We start from the raw sequence: 17,021 nt of genomic DNA, 5'->3' as shown, positions 1-17,021 counted from the left end.
GCTTGGGGCTGAAACGGACGGCGCGAAGGCGAGTTCCGCTCCGGGCTCAGAACTCGTAGGCGCGGCGAATGATCTCCCATCCCTCTTCGGCCGTGTCCACGAAGTTGAGGAGGCCGAGATCGTCCGGCGCGATGGTGCCTTCCTCGGCCAGGAAGTCGAAATCCACGACGCGGTGCCAGAACTCCTTGCCGAACAGGACCACCGGGATGCGTGCCATGCGCCGTGTCTGAATCAGCGTCAGCGCCTCGAACAGCTCGTCCAGGGTCCCGAAGCCGCCGGGGAAGATCGCCATGGCCTTGGCCCGCAGAAGGAAATGCATCTTGCGGATCGCGAAATAATGGAAGTTGAAGCAGAGCTCGGGCGTCGCATAGGGATTGGGCGCCTGCTCGTGCGGCAGCGTGATGTTGAGGGCGATCGACACCGCGCCGACATCGGCCGCGCCGCGATTGCCCGCTTCCATGACGCCCGGCCCGCCGCCGGTGACGATCACGAATTCCTTGCCGCCGGAGGAATTGGCCGAATGCTGCGAGGCGAGCTGCGCGAAGCGCCGCGCCTCCTCGTAATAGTGGCTGTTGGCGCGCAGGCGTTCGGCCTGCCCCTCGTTGCGCGCCGCCCAGGGCTCGTGCCCCGGCTCGGGGATGCGCGCGCCGCCGAATAGAACGACCGTCGACAGGATGCCGGCCTCCGCCAGCGCCATGTCCGGCTTCATCAGCTCCAGCTGCAGCCGCACGCCGCGCATCGGCTCGGAGGCGAGGAAGTCGGGGTCGTCATAGGCCAGCCGATAGGTCGGCGAAAGCGTCTGGGGCGTGCGGGGCTTGGCCGTCTGGCGTGCCCGGTCCTCGCCGGAACTCGGAAAAGGCGTGAAGGCCTCTTCGCCCTCGCCGCCGGAGAGAAGGTCCTTGTCGGTCTCAGCCACCACGCGCACCGCTCCTTCGCGTTGATTGTCCCAGAGGCTTCCCCTAGAGGAAGCGTCATGCCCCAAGCTTTCAGGCCGTCGCAAGAGGACACCGGGATGACCGACCACGCAGCGCTCGAACAGATCGTCGAAACCGCCTTCGACAACCGGGACTCCATCAACGCACAGACGGGCGGGGAGGTCCGCGAGGCCGTCGATCAGGCCCTCGACGGGCTGGACCGCGGCGCGCTCAAGGTCGCGACGCGTTCGGCCGACGGCAGCTGGACCGTGCATCAGTGGCTGAAGAAGGCGGTGCTCCTGTCGTTCCGCCTCAACGACATGGAACTCGTCTCGAACGGCCCTGGCGAGGCCAAGTGGTGGGACAAGGTGCCCTCGAAGTTCGACGGCTGGGGCGAGAACCGTTTTCGCGAGGCGGGCTTTCGCGCCGTGCCGGGCGCCATCGTGCGCCGCTCGGCCCATATCGGCCGCAACGCCATCCTGATGCCGAGCTTCGTCAATCTCGGCGCCTCGGTCGGCGAGGGCACGATGGTGGACACCTGGGCGACCGTCGGCTCCTGCGCGCAGATCGGCGCGCATGTGCATCTTTCGGGGGGCGTCGGCATCGGCGGCGTTCTGGAGCCGCTGCAGGCCGGGCCGACCATCATCGAGGACAATTGCTTCATCGGCGCCCGCTCGGAAGTCGTGGAAGGCTGCATCGTGCGCGAGGGCTCGGTGCTCGGCATGGGCGTCTTCATCGGCCAGTCCACCAAGATCGTGGACCGCGAGACCGGCGCGATCACCTATGGCGAAGTGCCGCCCTATTCCGTCGTGGTCGCCGGCTCGCTGCCCGGCAAGCCGATGGGCAATGGCGAGCCCGGCCCGGCGCTCTACTGTGCGGTGATCGTCAAGCGCGTGGACGAGCGCACCCGCTCCAAGACTTCGATCAACGACCTGCTTCGCGCCTGATCTTCAACGGCGGCGGCCGGGCTGCCTCGGCCGCCGCTCGTTGAATTTCCTTGCCTGGCTATCTTATTCGCGACTTCGCGGAGCGGTAGAATTTGCCCGACTCAGTGGAGTGCGACCGGGCATGAGAACACGCGATCTTTTCTTCTCTTTTCGAGGCACGATCCCACGGCAACTCTGGTGGCTCGGCACCTGTACGCACGTCGTGGCGGTGTTCGCCTTGACGACGTGTCTCATTGCCCCTCTCGCCCCTTTGTCCTCGCGTACACCGATCAGGCCGCCAAAGGCGTTCCCCCGGTCCATCTCTGGATGACCGAAAGCTCCCTGCCGATCCCGCAGCCTTACGCTCTTCCCGTTCAGATCGCCTGGGTGTGCTGCTGGGTCCTGATGATGACCCCGGCATATGCTTTGGCCGCCAAGAGGCTTCGAGATGTCGATGGGTCCGTTCTGCGGTTCCTTTTGATCGTTCCGCCGCCCGTCTTGGGTTTGACACTGCCTTGGGTGATCGATCCGCCGAAAGCGGCCCATGGCATCGTGATAGGGGTAACTTTCACCTGCGGGCTTCTGCTGACGATCGCGCTGGGATTCAAGAAGGGTCAAGCTTCCACCTGACGCCAGAACTTCCACCATTCGTCATGAAAAAGGCCGGGTCGAAGACCCGGCCTTTTTCATGACGAATGGTGGAAGCGGATCAGTTGTAGCCAAGGCCGCCGTTGCTGGCAGGCGCAGTTGAAGCGGCCGGCGTGGAGGCGTCGAAGGCGCCACCGAAACGGTCGCGGTCGATCTCGGGCTGCGAGCGGTGGACGACGCGGCCGCCGACGGGCACGCCCGCCTCGTTGCGCGAGGGGCCGATCAGCGGGGCGATGCGGTTTTCGGCAAGGCGAATGATCGGGCGCGGCGCGGGAACCGGCGCGGCGATCGCTGCGGCGGCGCCGTTGGCCGGCGCGCTCGCGGCAGGCGCCAGGGCTGCGGCGGCGCTCGCCACCTCGGTGGCCTCGGCGGAATGGGCGGCGGCGGTCAGCGCGGCAGGCGCCTCGGCCTTGGCGGCATGCGTCTTGAGCGTCTCGGCCTGCCCACGCGCTTCGGCCGGCTTGGCGGCGACGGTGCGGGCCACGATGCCCTTGCGGACCGTCGGCTCCACGGCGGCGACGAGCGTGGCGGTATCGGACATGGCCGGCGTCTTGCGCGAGCGGATCTCGGCCATGTGACGCTTGACGTTGGAGCAGTAGACGCTGGCGGATTTCGACATCACCGTGGTGCGGTGGCCGCCCTTGTACTTCATGGCCGTCTGGCAGACGTCGCCATTGCCTTCCTCGTAGGCGCCCTTGAGATAGCGCATGCCGTAGCGAAGGTTGGTCTCGGGATCGAGCAGCGCCTCGGCGGGGCCGGAGAAGCCGAGGCCCCGGGCCGTGGCCGGCTTGATCTGCGACAGGCCATAGACGCCGGCGCCCTTGGCGCGCGGATTGTAATGGCTCTCGACGCGCACCACGGCATAGGCCAGTTCGCGCGGAATGGCGTTCTCGTCGGCGGCGGCGGCGATCATCCGATCGATCTTCGGATCGCCCGTGATCGAATCCTTGGCGGCCTGCGCGACGTTCTGGATCGTGGCGGCGGACACGGAGGCTACGGCTACGGCGCCCGCCCCGACCCTGGCCGCGCCGGCCACGACGCTGTTCTTGGCGGCGACGGCGGTGCCATAGGCCCGGCTGCCGAGGGACGGCGCGGCGGGCGCCGGCTGCGCTTGCGCCACCTTGGTGGCGACCACGCGCCCGCCCTTGGAGTCCGCGGCGGCCGTCTTGGCATCGGGCTTGGTGGAGGGGGCGACGATCCGGGTCGGGCCCTTGTCGTTGCCGGCCACTTCCACGACGCCCGTCCGGGCCGCCGTCTTGGTGGGGGAAATGTCGGCTGTGCCGCTGAGCTTGTCGCCATCGGACACGCAGGCCGAAAGCATCAAAGGTGCGAGGAGGGCCAGGCTGGCCACCGAAACCATACGGCCGGAACGCGAAGGCGCGGTCCGGGCTCCATCGGCCCGTTGATGCGTCATGCAGGAACCCCCAAAGCTGTTTCGCTCGGTTCGCATTCAGGCCCAAACCCGGCCGAAACGTGGCAGGCCTGGATCGAAGGTTACGAACCGTTCACGAAGGTTACCGCAACGTGACCAAAAAGCACCAGTCCCAAAAAACGACAAATCCAGCCTGTGGACAAGTTCGGTGGCGAAGCGGCGCGTCGCGCGCTATCACGAAGGCATGGACACGCTGCCCCTCGCCCCCTCGCTCGACCCCGCCGACATCCTCGTCCGGCTGATCCGCTGCGCCTCCGTGACGCCCGCCGACGCGGGCGCTCTGGGATTGGTGGAATCCCTCCTGAAGCCATTGGGATTCCACGCGGAACGCCCGATCTTCGAGGAGCCGGGAACACCCGCGATCGAGAACCTTCTGGCGACGCTTGGGCAGGCCGGACCGCATCTGTGCTTTGCCGGCCACACGGACGTCGTGCCTCCCGGATCAGAGGCCGATTGGTCGCTTCCGCCTTTTTCGGGCGAGGTGAAAAATGGCGAACTTTATGGCCGGGGCGCTGTGGATATGAAGGGCGGAATCGCCTGTTTCCTCGCCGCGCTCGCCCGACTCGAATCAAAAGGTGCCATTCCACCCGGGCGAATCTCCCTTCTCGTCACCGGCGACGAGGAGGGGCCGGCCATCAACGGCACGGTGAAGCTCCTCGATTATGCCGAGGCACGGGGCCACCGGTTCGACGCCTGCCTCTTGGGCGAGCCGACCAATCCGGAGGCGCTGGGGGACATGATCAAGATCGGCCGACGCGGCTCGCTCACGGGCGTCGTCACGCTTCTCGGGCGGCAGGGCCATGTCGCCTATCCCCATCTCGCCGACAATCCGACGCGGCGCCTCGCGCCAGTGCTGGCCGCCCTTCTGGATACCCCGCTGGACGCGGGCACCGAGCGCTTCCAGCCGTCCAATTTCGAAGTCACCACGGTCGACACGGGCAATCCGGCGAGCAACGTCATTCCGGCGCGCGTCGAGCTTCGCTTCAACATCCGCTTCAACGACCGCTGGACGCCGGACTCGCTGCGGGCCGAAGTGCTGCGGCGGATCGAAGCGGGGCTCGCGGCCTCGGGCGCGGAGGGCAAGGCGGCGGACCTCTACGAGGTGATCTGGCGCACGCCGGTGTCGGACGTGTTCGTCACCTCGCCCGGGCCGCTGGTGGAGGCGCTTTCGGCCTCGGTCGAGGCGGTGACGGGCCGGGTGCCCGAACTCTCCACCTCGGGCGGCACGTCGGACGCCCGTTTCATCAAGAACCATTGCCCGGTGGTGGAATTCGGGCTTGTCGGCCGTACGATGCATATGGCCAATGAATGCGTGGCTCTTTCCGACCTCGAAACGTTGACGGCTATCTATGAGACCTTCGTCACCCGCTGGTTCGCCGCCCAGTCCTGATTTCATGCCGAGTCTGGCCGAGATCGTGCGCTACTTCACGGGAGCTGCACGACTCATGGCCGGGCGGCGCGATGGGCTGGCCCTTCTCGATCTCAGCGCCGACGGGTTCTGGCGCTCCTTCGCCGCGCTCGTCGTCGCCCTGCCGCCGACCGTTCTGGCCTGGCTGGAATACGAGACGGTAGAGCGCCCGCCCTTTTCGCCCCATCCGGGGCGGCTGGCGATCTACGGCGCCCATGCGCTGGCGGATGTGACCGCCTGGCTCCTGCCGATCCTGCTTCTGGCTTCGTTCGCGCGCCCGCTCGGCTTCTCGCGCAAGATGGTGCCGCTGGTGGTGGCGACGAACTGGGGCGGGGCGCTCCTGGCCTGGATCTTCTCGCCCTTCTTCGTCCTCCTGCTTCTCGCGGGGTCGAGCGACGTGACGGCGCTGATCGGCCTTTTCGTGGCGATCGCCTCGATCGTGCTCACTGTGCGGCTCGTCGCCAACGCAACCGTGACGGAACTGCCGCTCTCGGTCGCCATCGTCACGATGATGGTCTTCGTCTCACTCCTCTCCTACGCCGCCGTCTCCGATCTCTTCGGCGTTACCCTCGCCTGAGGGCGGAGCGCTGGATGTCTCGAGTGCGGCACTCGAAAGATCGAGTGCGGCATAGTCCACCCGGGTGAGGTAAAGCCCGTCCGGCGGGGCGACCGGGCCGCAGCGCTTGCGGTCGCGCGATTCCAGTGCGGCCACGAGATCGGCCTCGCTCCAGCGATGCTCGCCGACGAGCTTCAGCGAGCCGGCGAAGGAGCGGATCTGGTTGTGCAGGAAGGACTGCGCCGAGGCGTGAATATGCACCTCCTCGCCGGGCCCCCGCACCACGTCCAGCCGCTCCAGCGTGCGCACCGGGCTCTTGGCCTGGCAGTTCACCGAGCGGAACGTGTTGAAGTCGTGCGTGCCGAGCAGGCGCTTGGCGGCGCGGTCCATGGCCTCGACATCCAGCCGCTTCCAGCACCACCAGACCTGCCCCTTGAGGATGCTCGGCGGCGGGCGGCGGTTCAGGATCCGGTAGAGATAATGCCGCTTGCGGGCGGAGAAGCGCGCATCGAACGTCTCCGGCACCAGCTCGGCCGAGAGGATGGCGACGCCCCCTTCCTCGCGCAGCCGCGCGTTCAGCGCGTCGCGCACTGTGTCGGTTCGCCAGAGCTTGGGGATGTCGACATGGGCAACCTGGCCCGTGGCGTGGACCCCGGCGTCGGTGCGCCCCGCGCCGAACAGTGTCACGTCCTCGCCGCAGAAGGCCTGGAGCGCGATCTCGATCGTCTCCTGAACCGACATCCCGTTCTTCTGCCGCTGCCAGCCGCAATAGGCCGTGCCGTCATATTCGATGGTCAGCTTGTAGCGGGGCATGACCTATCCCAGCCGCGTGCCGGCGGGAACGCTCGCGCCGCGCAGGAAAAGTTCCGCCGGCCCCGCCTTGCCGCCCGCCCGCTGCACGTCGAGAAGGCGCACCGCCCTCTCCCCCGCCGCCACGAGAAGCCGGTCGTCCAGCGCCGTGCCGGGCGCGCCCGAGCCCTCGGCGCTTTCCGCGCGCAGGAGTTTCAACCGCTCGCCGGCGAGCGTGGTCCAGGCGCCGGGAAACGGCGAAAAGGCGTTGATGCGCCGGGCGATCTCGCCGGAGCCTCGAGTCCAGTCGATCTCAGCCTCGCTCTTCTCGATCTTGCGGGCGTAAAGCACCTCGCGCCCGGTGCGCGCGGCGATCTCATCCTGTGGCTCGAAGCGAATCGTTCCCGCTTCCAGCGCGTCCAGCGCCCGCACCATCAGCGCGGCGGAGGAGAGGGACAGCCGGTCGTGCAGCTCGCCCGCCGTTTCTCGCGCGCCGATGGTGAGCGTGTCGGTGAGCGCCACCGGGCCGGTGTCGAGGCCGGCTTCCATGCGCATCACCATCATGCCGGTCTCGGCATCGCCCGCCTCGATCGCGCGCTGGATGGGCGCCGCGCCGCGCCAGCGCGGCAGGAGCGAGCCATGGCCATTCAAGGCGCCGAGACGCGGGGCGTCCAGGATCGCGGGCGGCAGGAGAAGTCCGTAGGCCACCACCACCGCGACATCCGCGTTGACGGCGGCGAAGGCGGCTTGCTCTTCCGCGCCCTTCAGCGAGGCGGGTGTGCGCACCTCGATGCCCAGCCGCTCGGCCTCCAGCGCAATGGGCGAGGGCGTCGGCGCGAGGCCTCGCCGGCCCGCCGGGCGCGGCGGCTGCGAGTAGACGGCGGGGATGTCGTGCCCGGCCTCGGCCAGCGCGCGCAGCGTCGGCACCGAGAAGGCCGGCGTGCCCATGAAGACGACGCGAAGCGTCATGATCTCGCCCTTTCGGGGTCTGCGGCGGTGGAAGGCCTCGAGCGAACCGTTCGGCGAGCGGCGGCTGCGCCGGGCCGTCTCAAAGCGGCTTCTTGGCGGCCTTGGTGAACTTGCGGATCACCATGTCCCGCTTCAGCTTGGAAATATGGTCGATGAAGAGGACGCCGTTCAGATGGTCCAACTCGTGCTGGAGGCAGGTGGCGAGCAGCCCCTCCGCCTCGATCTCCTTGGTCTCGCCCGACAGGTCGAGATAGCGAACGCGCACCGTCGCGGGGCGCTCGACCTCGGCATAGTAGTCGGGGATCGAGAGGCAGCCTTCCTCATAGACCGAGCGCTCGTCCGAGGAGGCGAGGATCTCCGGGTTGAGGAAGACCTGCGGCGCCTTCTCCTCGTCTTCCTTGGCGAGGTCGATCACCAGCATGCGCAGCGGCTCGCCCACCTGGATGGCGGCAAGGCCGATGCCCGGCGCGTCGTACATGGTTTCCAGCATGTCGTCGGCGAAACGGCGCACGCCATCGTCGATGCGGGCCACCGGTTCGGACACGCGGCGAAGGATCGGATCGGGCAGGATGACAAGGGGCTTGACGGTCATGCGCGTCAGGTAAACGCAGGCGCGAGAACGGTCAACTGACCCGGCGATGTTCCCGTTTTGATCTGGTGGCTTTCAGGCGAATCGGATAGGCTCGCCGTCATGAGCTTCGTGCAGATCGCCAGCCTTCTCGACAGTCCGCTTTTCGCGCTCGGCCAGCGGCCGGTAAGCGTCGGCGAAGTGCTGCTCGCCCTGGCCGCGCTGATCTTTCTCTGGCGCCTCGTTCGGCGTCTCGGCGGCGCGGACGAAGCGCCTGGCGAGGGTGCCGAGGCCATTCTACGGGCGCAGGCCGAGCTGGCGGGGCGGCTTCATTCCATGGGCGAGATGCTGGGCGCGCGGCAGGCCGAGCTGGCCCACACCGTGGCCGAGCGGCTGGACGGGATGGGCCACCGGGTCGGGCGCACACTGGCCGAGGCGCAGATACAGACTGGCGAGACCCTGTCGCGCCTGTCGGAGCGGCTGGCGGTGATCGACCGGGCGCAGGGCGAAATCCGGGGGCTGGCTGGCGAGGTCGTGCGGCTGCAGGACATCCTCGCCAACAAGCAGGCGCGCGGCGCCTTCGGGCAAGCGCGGATGGAGGCGATCGTCATGGATTCGCTGCCGCGCGGCAGCTACTCCTTCCAGGCGACACTCTCCAACGGCAAGCGGCCGGACTGCGTGATCCCCATGCCGAACGGTGCGCCGGGGCTGGTGATCGACGCGAAGTTTCCGCTGGAATCCTGGAACGCCTTTCGCGAGGCCCCGAGCGACGAGGCGCGCGACGCCGCCGCCACGCGCCTGCGCCGCGATATGGACGTTCACATCAAGGCGGTGTCGGAGAAGTATCTCCTGCCGGGCGAGACGCAGGACACGGCCTTCCTCTTCGTGCCATCCGAATCGGTCTTCGCCGAGTTGAACGAGCATTTCGAGGACATCATCCGCCGAGCCCACCGGGTCCGCGTGGTGATCGTCTCCCCCTCGCTCCTGATGCTCTCGATCGAGGTGGTAAAAGCGCTGTTGAAGGACCAGAGAATGCGTCAGGAAGCGGGGCGCATTCAGAAGGAAGTCATGCTTCTGGCGGAAGATCTGCAACGACTCGACGCCCGCGTCGCCGCGCTCAAGACCCACTTCCACCAGACCGGTCGGGATGTCGACCAGATCCTGGTCTCGACGGAGAAGCTGGTGCGGCGGGGCGAGCGGATCGCCGGGCTGGAACTGGAACCGAGCGAGCCCGAACGCTTCGCTCCGAGCTGAGAGGCGATGCCATTGGGTCTTCAGCAAGATCGATTCAAGTCGACGAATTTTCGAGACGAATCAGAAACCTCGCCGAAAATTCCGACAGTCAATTCTTGACAATCTGCTAACGTGGCGGGATCGAAAACGGCTTCGCCGCGTTTTCCACAAGATTGGGAATTCGGGGACACACGCCATGCGCGGGATGTTGAAGGCAGTTCTGGCAGGTCTCGTACTGTGCGCGTCGCCGGTGGCGCTTCCGATGGCCGTTTCTCCCGCCTTCGCCAGCACCGATCTTGCCTCGGCCTACAACGACAACACCGATGCCGCCTTCCGCATTGGCCTCCAGACGCGCCTTGCCTGGACGGGCGATTATGTCGGCACGTTCGACGGCCGTGTCGGACCCCAGACATTGCGCGCCATCCGCGATTTTCAAGCCCGCAACGGCTTTTCCGCCGACGGCGTGATGACCGATGCCTTCCTCAAGAAGGTGATCGCGGAAAGCGACAAGGCGCGCGACGCGCTGGGCTTCCATCTCGTGCGCGACGACCGCACCGGCGTGCGCTTCGGTCTGCCCGGCGCGCTCGTCTCGCCCGCCGGTGAGACCGAGGTCGGCTCGATCTGGCGCTCGGCCGACAGCGGTGTGGAGATCGAGACCGTTCGCTTCCACGACGAAGGTTATTCGCTGGAAGGCGTCTTCAACGTCCTGTCCACGCAAGCCGAGAACAAAACCGTTTCCTCCTCGTCGCTGGCCGGCGACGCCTTCACGATTCGCGGCCAGGAAGACGGGCGCTCCTTCCTAATCCGCTTTTCGGGTCGGGACGGCGATCTGCGCGGCTTCTCCGTGGCGTGGGACAAGGCGCATGACGGCGACGTGAAGCCCTACACCGTGGTCGCCGAGAACACGTTCGACCCCTTCTCCGGCGAGCCGCGCGCCAACGATATCGGCCCCATGGCCAAGCTGTTCCGCTCGGGCCGCGCCGAGGGCGTCGCTTTCGGCGAACACGAGCCGGCGCCGCAGCCGCAGGGTCCGGCGCTGGCCGCCCCCGGTTTCGACTCCTCGGGCACCGGCTTCGTCGTGTCCAAGGACGGGTGGCTTCTTACCAACGCCCATGTCGCCAAGAGCTGCAAGACCGTTCTGGTCGGCGATCTCGGCGCCGCGAGCCAAGTGATCGTGGACGAAGACCACGATCTCGCGCTGGTGAAGGTAGATGCCGCGCTCGGCCAGCCGCTGCCGATCATCTCCAGCAAGCCGCGCCTGGGCGAGGACATTTTGGCGCTAGGCTTCCCGCTGCGCTCGATCCTGGCCGACAGCCTCAACGTGACGCGTGGCAACATCTCCTCGCTCATGGGCCTGATGAACGACGCGAACTACCTGCAGATTTCGGCGCCCGTGCAGCCCGGCAATTCGGGCGGCCCGCTGATCGACCTCGCCGGCCGGGTCGTTGGCGTCGTCACCGCCAAGCTGAACGCCGTGGCCGTGGCCGATCTGACGGGCGATATTCCGCAGTCCATCAACTTCGCCATTCGCCCGGACGCAGCCGCTCGCTTCCTGACGCAGCACCATGTCGCCTTCGAGACGGCTGACGCCAAGGCGGCACTGGAAAGCGTGCCGGACGCGACGGCCAAGGTGCAGGAGTCGATCTACCCCGTCCTCTGCCTCGGGACGAAGTAAGCGCCCGCTACCCAACACCGCAAATTCGCTGTATAAGGACGGCCACGGGCAGAGAGCCCCGGCCGTCCGCAGGCGTTTCGACACCTTGGTGAAGCTCTCTTCGATCTCGGCTTATCGGTCATTCCTGTTCAGGCATGTCGCGAGCGGCAACGCGGACTCCCCTCGCCTCGAAGACATGCCGAGAGTGGAGACCGCTATGACTCATCTTGCACCCCTTCCCGCGCTCGAAGGCTTGAAGGATCAGGCCAAGCGCCTGCGCGCCGCTCTGTCGCGCGGTGGCGAAAGCCTGACCCATTCGCGGGCGCTCGAACTCGTCGCCGCGCAATATGGCTATCGCGACTGGAACACGCTTCACGCCCGCGTCGGCAATCGCGGCGCGTTCGATCCCTACCGGGTCGGAGCGCGCGTGCGCGGCTTCTATCTCGGCCAGCCCTTCGAGGCATCCATCCTCGGCATCGAGGCGCTGCCCGGCGAGGCCGATCGGTTCCGCCTCGTTCTTCGCTTCGACCAGCCGGTGGACGTCGTGACCTTCGAGAGCTTTTCCGCCTTCCGCCAGCGCGTCTCCTGCCGCGTCGACCGGACCGGCCGCACGCTGGAGAAGACTTCTGACGGGCGCCCGCATGTCGAGTTGCTCTGGTAGCTCTTCCCTTCTCCCCCATCCGCCGGCCTCGCGAAGGCTGGCGGACGGGCCTGAAATCGGGATCCGGCGCCAAGGAAGCGATCACGCCCGATCGCGTTCGCATCACCTTTTCCTGAGTTGACGCGGCGGCGCCGGGCTTTGTTAAGCCTCGCGTGCTTTGTGTCATGGGCCTGTTATCTCGGCCTCCTAGGGCGCGCTGGAACCGTTCCAGACTAGCGCGAAGGACCCGAGATGACCGAGCACGCCCTGCCCCGCCACGCCGCCTTTCCCACCAGCCGGCTCGAGGATGCCGATGGCGAAGGTCTGAACCCCACCGCAAACCGCACCATGGGCGAGATCATCACCGCCCGCTTCTCGCGCCGCGACCTGCTGCGCGGCGCGCTGGCCACGACCGCCATCGCGGCGACGCTCGGCCCGGTGGCGCTCCTGAGCGCGGGCGACGCCAAGGCCGAAGGCCCGGCTTCGCGCTTCGACTTCACCGAGGTCGAGGCCGGGGTGGACGAGACGCATCATGTCGCCAGCGGCTACGACGCCGACGTGCTGCTGCGCTGGGGCGACCCGCTCTTTGCCGACTCGTCCGCCTTCGACCCGCGCAACCAGACGCCGGAGGCCCAGGCCCGCCAGTTCGGCTACAACAACGACTATGTCGGCTTCATTCCGCTGAACGGCTCGTCCGAGCACGGGCTGCTGGTAGTGAACCACGAATACACGAACGAGCATCTGATGTTCCCCGGCATCGTCAGCTTGAGCGAGAAGGCGGACGAAAAGAACCCGGAAAAGAAGATCCCGATTCTCGCTATCAAGGACGCCGATCGGACGCGCGTCGACATCGAGATGGCCGCCCATGGCGGCACGGTGGTCGAAATCCGCAAGGTGGAGGGCAAGTGGCAGGTGGTGCGGGACGGCGCGCTCAACCGCCGCATCACCGCCGGAACCGAGATGGAACTGACCGGCCCCGCCGCCGGGCACCTCCGCCTCCAGACCGCAGCAGACCCGAGCGGGCGCCGCGTCTTCGGCACGATCAACAATTGCGCCGGCGGCGTCACGCCCTGGGGCACCTACATCATGGCCGAGGAGAACATCCACGGCTACTTCACCGGCAAGCTGCCGGAGGGCCACCGCGAGGCCGCCAACTACAAGCGCATGGGCATTCCCGAGGGCACCTATCAGTGGGGGCGCTTTCACGAGCGCTTCGACGTGTCCAAGGCGCCCAACGAGCCGAACCGCTTCGGCTGGGTGGTCGAGGTCGACGTCATGGACCCGAACTCGGTGCCCAAGAAGCGCACCGCGCTCGGCCGCTTCAAGCACGAGGGCGCCGAATCCATCGTCTCGAAGGATGGGCGGGTCGTCTTCTATCTCGGTGACGACGAGCGCTTCGACTATGTCTACAAGTTCGTGACCAAGGATCGCTTCGTCGAGGGCGACCGCGCCGCCAATATGCGCCTTCTCGACGAGGGCACGCTCTTCGTCGCCAAGTTCGGCGAGGACGGCACGATGGAATGGCTGCCGCTGGTCCAAGGCCAAGGCAAGCTCACCGCCGAGAACGGCTTCGAAACCCAGGCCGACGTGTTGATCGAGACGCGCCGCGCCGCCGATCTTCTCGGCGCGACGCCCATGGACCGGCCGGAGGACGTGGAGCCGAACGCCACGAACGGCCGTGTCTACGTCATGCTGACCAACAACACGCGGCGCAAGGAAGAGCAGGTCGACGCCGCCAACCCGCGCGCCAAGAACGCCTTCGGCCACATTATCGAGATCCATGAAGAGGGCGGCGACTTCGCCGCCGCCAAGGGCCGCTGGGAAGTGCTCTTGAAATGCGGCGACCCCAGCGTCGCCGAGGTCGGCGCCACCTTCTCCTCGGAGACCACGAAGAACGGCTGGTTCGGCATGCCGGACAATTGCTCGGTCGACACGGAGGGCCGGCTCTGGGTCTCCACAGATGGCAACTCGCCCAAGGGCACCGGCCGCACGGACGGGCTCTGGGCGGTGGAGACGGAAGGCGCGGCGCGCGGCACCTCGAAGCTCTTCTTCCGCGTGCCGGTGGGCGCGGAAATGTGCGGCCCCCTGCTCCTGCCCGACATGCAGACCGCCTTCGTCGCCGTGCAGCATCCCGGCGACGGCGGGGAGGATTGGGAAGGCTTCGGCCGTCTGTCCTATTACGAGGACCTCTCCACCCGCTGGCCCGACTTCCAGCCCGACATGCCGACCCGCCCCTCGGTGGTCGCCATCACCAGGCAAGGCGGCGGGCGCATAGCCTGAGATCGGCGGCATCCGACAAAGCCCCCGGAGCGATCCGGGGGCCTTTTTGTAAGATGGGCGGAGGCTTTGCATGGGCTTGCAGGTAACAAGCCTGCTCATAAAACCCCAAGGTCGCTAGCTGCCCATTACCTTGCGGGAAGGGCTTTGCGAAATTGGACCTCGCCACCAAAGCCCAAGAGCATGGGCGATGTGCTTTACGGGTCGAATTTACCGATTTTGGTTTGGTCCAACATGGGCGGTCTCGGAGCTCTCGGCGGCTTCACTCCGCTCCGCACCCAGGCCATGAAGGCGGCTCCCGCCAAAACCATAGCCAAAAAGAACACGTAGACACCAACGGAGAACCAAAAGGCATCAGGGTTTTCGTGCATCGACACGATCCCCTGCCTGCGTGCTCGGATCGTCCCGTAGCTCCAAGCTCCGTAGAGTTCGAAGACGGCGAAACTTGCCCCGCCGCCTATAGCAATAGCTCCGGCAGCAATCTTGACGCGCTCGATCAAACGGTCGCGATCGAAACGGTTCAACGATACCCCTCCGTTATCACGCTCGACGCCATCCTATAGCTTGTCGAAATTAAGAGTCGTTAACGGATGCACTGAAACTCAGGACGCTATCAAACGCCCCTTCGGAGAAAGCCGATCCATCGCCCAAGCTCTTATCGATGGATCGAAGCCCGGCCCGCCCGATCAAACCGCCCATTTCTCGTCACCCGTGAACGCCAAGGTCAGCCAACGGTCCGGGCCGGCGCCGCCGATGGCCGCGCCGACTTCCTCGCGCACCGCGTCGAAGGCGTCGATCGTGCCGAACATCCGGTCCCTGGGGACGACGAAATGGATCTCCACCATGCGCGAGCGTCCGGCCTTGGAGACATAGGTGTGGGCGCGCAGGAAGCCGTGGCGCTGGACGGTCTCGTCCGCCACGCGCCGCGCCAGGGCGTCGAGATCGGCCGGGGCGAGCAGCAGGATGTCGTGCACGGCCTGCACCACCGTCCGCAACGGCATGGGAATGAGGCAGAGCGTCAGGACGGCGAGGATCGCCGGATCGACATAGGGCGTCCAATGCGCATAGGCCGTGCCCTCCAGTGCGAAGGCGACGATGAAGGCGCCAAGCAGGGCGGCGGTGATCGCGGCGGACATAGTCCAGCCCTTGACGTCCAGCGCGATGAAGGAGGAGCCGATCACGCGGTTGGCGCGCCGCCCATAAAGCGCCATGACGACGCAGACCACGACCACGAAGAAGCTGTAGACGATGGCCCAGCCGAATTCGAGCGCCCGGCCGCCGTCGAGGATCGTGCCCACCGCGTTGACGAAGGCGTAGAAGGACAGGAGCGAAAGGAGCCCGCCGTTGAAGGCGAGCACCATGGGCTCGAAATGCCAGAAGCCCATCTGGAAGCGCCGACTGGTGTCGCGCGCGATGAGCTGCGTGACGAGCAGCGCCATGCCGGTCATCGACGCGTCCACCACGGAGAAGACGCCGTCGAAGGCGATGGACAGCGAGCCCGAGAGAATGCCGAAGACGACCCCCGTCGCCCCGACGAGCAGCGTCATCGCGATGGATCGCTTCAAGACGGTGCTTTCCTCGGGCGCGGCGGGCATGGGTCTCGGCTCCTTTCTGGCGTTGCCAAGGAGCTAGGGCAGCGGGGTTAAAGAAGCAGGCTTAGCCGCGACCGCTTTTCAGCCGAAGACGCGTCATCCGAGCCGCTTGGCGAGGGCCGGCGTCGGCCAGCAGGTGGCGGGCAGGCCGAGCTTTTCCTCCGCCTCGCCGATGGAGCGGCGCGTCTTGAAGCCGGCGAGCCCGTCCGTTCCGCCGACATCGTAGCCTGCGCGCTGAAGACGCTCCTGCAGGCGCGAGACGTCGCCGCGCGTCAGGCCGGAGGCGCCCGGCCAGCGCCCGGCAAAGGCGCCGCCGCCGGCGATCCGGTCGGCGACATGGCCGATGAACAGGGCGTAGAGATCGGAATTGTTGTATTCCTTGATGACGTAGAAATTGGGCGTCGCGACGAAGCCCGGCCCGGCGCGGCCCGCCGGCATCAGGAGATGGCCGGGGCGCGCAAGCTCCGCTGCTGGGAAGGGCCGCCCGGCGGCGCGCGCGACGCCGGCCTTGGCGAAATCCGCGATCGGGCGCGGCCGGTCCGGCCCCTCGCCGGTGCAGGAAACGCCGGCGGGGAAGCTCGCCTCGTAGCCCCAGGGCCGGCCCCGCTGCCAGCCGCTCTTCTGGAGATAATGGGCGATCGAGGCCAGCGTGTCGGGCACCGAGCGCCAGATGTCGGGGCGGCCGTCGCCATCCTCGTCCACCGCAAGGGCGCGGAACTTGGACGGCATGAACTGCGGCTGGCCGAGCGCGCCGGCCCAGGAGGATTTCATGTCGGCGACGGTAAGATGCCCTTCCTGGACGATCTGCAGCGCGGCGATCAGCTCGGCTCGGAACATGTCCTTGCGGCGCGAGAGATAGGCCTTGGTGCTCAGCACCTCGAAGGCGTTGTAGGGAATCTTCGCCGCGCCATAGCCGGACTCGCGACCCCAGACGGCGAGCACGATCGGCCCCGGCACGCCCGTTTCGGCCTCGATGCGCTTGAGAAGCGCGGCATGGGTCTGGAGCAGCGCCCGGCCTTTCTGCACCACGCCGGCGATCTTTTGCTCGTTGAAATAGCCGGCGGGGCTCTGGAACTCGGCCTGCCGGTTCACCTCCTCCACCTTCGGCTTCTCGCCGGGCAATTGCAGGTCGGGCAGGGTGAGATTGGGCTTCACGCCGCGAAAGGCGGCGTCGAAGACCGGCCGCGAAACGCCGCCCGCCCGCGCTTCCGGCCAGATTTCCGTGTCGAGGAAGCGGCGGAAACCGGCTTCGATCTCCGGCTTGGAGGCGGCCGCCGCCGGGCTCGCAAGGGCCGCGAAGGCGACGAGGAGGGTCGCAAGGCGCTTCATCATGTCCGAAAATCCCCCGAGGCAAGTCCCACTCCTGCCGGAAGGCTCCTTGTGCCAAGCTTGCGCCGATCTCGTGGCGGTCGGGT

At 67.1% G+C, this 17,021-nt stretch carries 16 protein-coding genes; 8 read left to right on the top strand and 8 right to left on the bottom strand.

Annotated features, from left to right (window positions below; translation table 11 throughout):
• Positions 1 to 46: 46 nt before the first annotated feature.
• A complete protein-coding gene (locus tag M673_RS04600) occupies positions 47 to 919 on the bottom strand; it encodes an LOG family protein (RefSeq protein WP_148639974.1) in 873 nt (290 codons plus the stop codon).
• Positions 920 to 1,012: 93 nt separating this feature from the next.
• Between M673_RS04600 and dapD the strand changes: the two genes are divergently transcribed.
• Together dapD and M673_RS04590 are read left to right on the top strand one after the other, a co-directional pair.
• On the top strand, positions 1,013 to 1,861 hold the full coding sequence (gene dapD / locus M673_RS04595) for a 2,3,4,5-tetrahydropyridine-2,6-dicarboxylate N-succinyltransferase (protein WP_061973970.1): 849 nt from the start codon (positions 1,013 to 1,015) through the stop codon (positions 1,859 to 1,861).
• Between the two features lie 306 nt (positions 1,862 to 2,167).
• Positions 2,168 to 2,470, top strand: coding sequence for a hypothetical protein (locus M673_RS04590; protein WP_061973969.1), 303 nt, complete (start codon positions 2,168 to 2,170; stop codon positions 2,468 to 2,470).
• 79 nt (positions 2,471 to 2,549) lie between these two features.
• On the opposite strand, the gene M673_RS04585 is transcribed toward M673_RS04590, so the two are convergent.
• Positions 2,550 to 3,902, bottom strand: coding sequence for a lytic transglycosylase domain-containing protein (locus M673_RS04585; RefSeq protein WP_187301298.1), 1,353 nt, complete (start codon positions 3,900 to 3,902; stop codon positions 2,550 to 2,552).
• A gap of 202 nt (positions 3,903 to 4,104) precedes the next feature.
• Between M673_RS04585 and dapE the strand changes: the two genes are divergently transcribed.
• Both dapE and M673_RS04575 read left to right on the top strand, forming a co-directional pair.
• Entirely contained in the window at positions 4,105 to 5,310 is a 1,206-nt protein-coding gene (gene dapE / locus M673_RS04580) for a succinyl-diaminopimelate desuccinylase (protein ID WP_061977664.1), read from the top strand.
• A gap of 4 nt (positions 5,311 to 5,314) precedes the next feature.
• Positions 5,315 to 5,905 carry a hypothetical protein gene (locus M673_RS04575; RefSeq protein WP_061973965.1) on the top strand — a complete coding sequence of 197 codons (591 nt, stop codon included), beginning with the start codon at positions 5,315 to 5,317 and terminating at the stop codon, positions 5,903 to 5,905.
• Here M673_RS04575 and truA read toward each other — a convergent pair.
• The 3 genes from truA to def form a co-directional block, all read right to left on the bottom strand.
• Positions 5,852 to 6,697: a tRNA pseudouridine(38-40) synthase TruA gene (gene truA / locus M673_RS04570; RefSeq protein WP_061973963.1), complete on the bottom strand. Its 846-nt coding sequence runs from the start codon at positions 6,695 to 6,697 to the stop codon at positions 5,852 to 5,854. The genes M673_RS04575 and truA overlap by 54 nt on opposite strands.
• 3 nt (positions 6,698 to 6,700) lie before the next feature.
• Entirely contained in the window at positions 6,701 to 7,642 is a 942-nt protein-coding gene (gene fmt, locus M673_RS04565) for a methionyl-tRNA formyltransferase (protein WP_061973961.1), read from the bottom strand.
• Between the two features lie 79 nt (positions 7,643 to 7,721).
• The gene (gene def / locus M673_RS04560) at positions 7,722 to 8,234 is read right to left on the bottom strand and encodes a peptide deformylase (RefSeq protein ID WP_061973959.1); all 513 of its coding nucleotides are present in this window, start codon (positions 8,232 to 8,234) and stop codon (positions 7,722 to 7,724) included.
• A 99-nt stretch (positions 8,235 to 8,333) separates the two neighbouring features.
• On the opposite strand from def, the gene M673_RS04555 reads away from it, so the two are divergent.
• The 4 genes from M673_RS04555 (at position 8,334) to M673_RS04540 (ending at position 14,017) form a co-directional block, all read left to right on the top strand.
• Positions 8,334 to 9,464 (top strand): DNA recombination protein RmuC, encoded by a 1,131-nt coding sequence (locus tag M673_RS04555; protein WP_148639973.1) that lies wholly within the window; start codon positions 8,334 to 8,336, stop codon positions 9,462 to 9,464.
• A gap of 241 nt (positions 9,465 to 9,705) precedes the next feature.
• Positions 9,706 to 11,118 (top strand): serine protease, encoded by a 1,413-nt coding sequence (locus M673_RS04550; protein WP_244493092.1) that lies wholly within the window; start codon positions 9,706 to 9,708, stop codon positions 11,116 to 11,118.
• A gap of 196 nt (positions 11,119 to 11,314) precedes the next feature.
• On the top strand, positions 11,315 to 11,758 hold the full coding sequence (locus M673_RS04545; RefSeq protein WP_061973955.1) for a glyoxalase superfamily protein: 444 nt from the start codon (positions 11,315 to 11,317) through the stop codon (positions 11,756 to 11,758).
• A gap of 231 nt (positions 11,759 to 11,989) precedes the next feature.
• Positions 11,990 to 14,017 (top strand): PhoX family protein, encoded by a 2,028-nt coding sequence (locus M673_RS04540; RefSeq protein WP_061973953.1) that lies wholly within the window; start codon positions 11,990 to 11,992, stop codon positions 14,015 to 14,017.
• Between the two features lie 194 nt (positions 14,018 to 14,211).
• On the opposite strand, the gene M673_RS04535 is transcribed toward M673_RS04540, so the two are convergent.
• From M673_RS04535 to M673_RS04525, 3 genes are all read right to left on the bottom strand, one after another.
• Positions 14,212 to 14,538, bottom strand: coding sequence for a hypothetical protein (locus M673_RS04535; RefSeq protein ID WP_061973951.1), 327 nt, complete (start codon positions 14,536 to 14,538; stop codon positions 14,212 to 14,214).
• Positions 14,539 to 14,700: 162 nt separating this feature from the next.
• A complete protein-coding gene (locus M673_RS04530; RefSeq protein ID WP_061973949.1) occupies positions 14,701 to 15,609 on the bottom strand; it encodes a cation diffusion facilitator family transporter in 909 nt (302 codons plus the stop codon).
• A 93-nt stretch (positions 15,610 to 15,702) separates the two neighbouring features.
• A complete protein-coding gene (locus M673_RS04525) occupies positions 15,703 to 16,938 on the bottom strand; it encodes a lytic murein transglycosylase (RefSeq protein ID WP_061973947.1) in 1,236 nt (411 codons plus the stop codon).
• Between the last annotated feature and the right edge of the window lie 83 nt (positions 16,939 to 17,021).

The sequence above is a fragment of the Aureimonas sp. AU20 genome (genome assembly GCF_001442755.1).
In the GTDB taxonomy this organism is placed as follows: Bacteria; Pseudomonadota; Alphaproteobacteria; order Rhizobiales; family Rhizobiaceae; genus Aureimonas.
The sequence above is the reverse complement of the archived record's forward strand: the minus strand, read 5'-3'. Positions and strand labels throughout refer to the sequence as shown.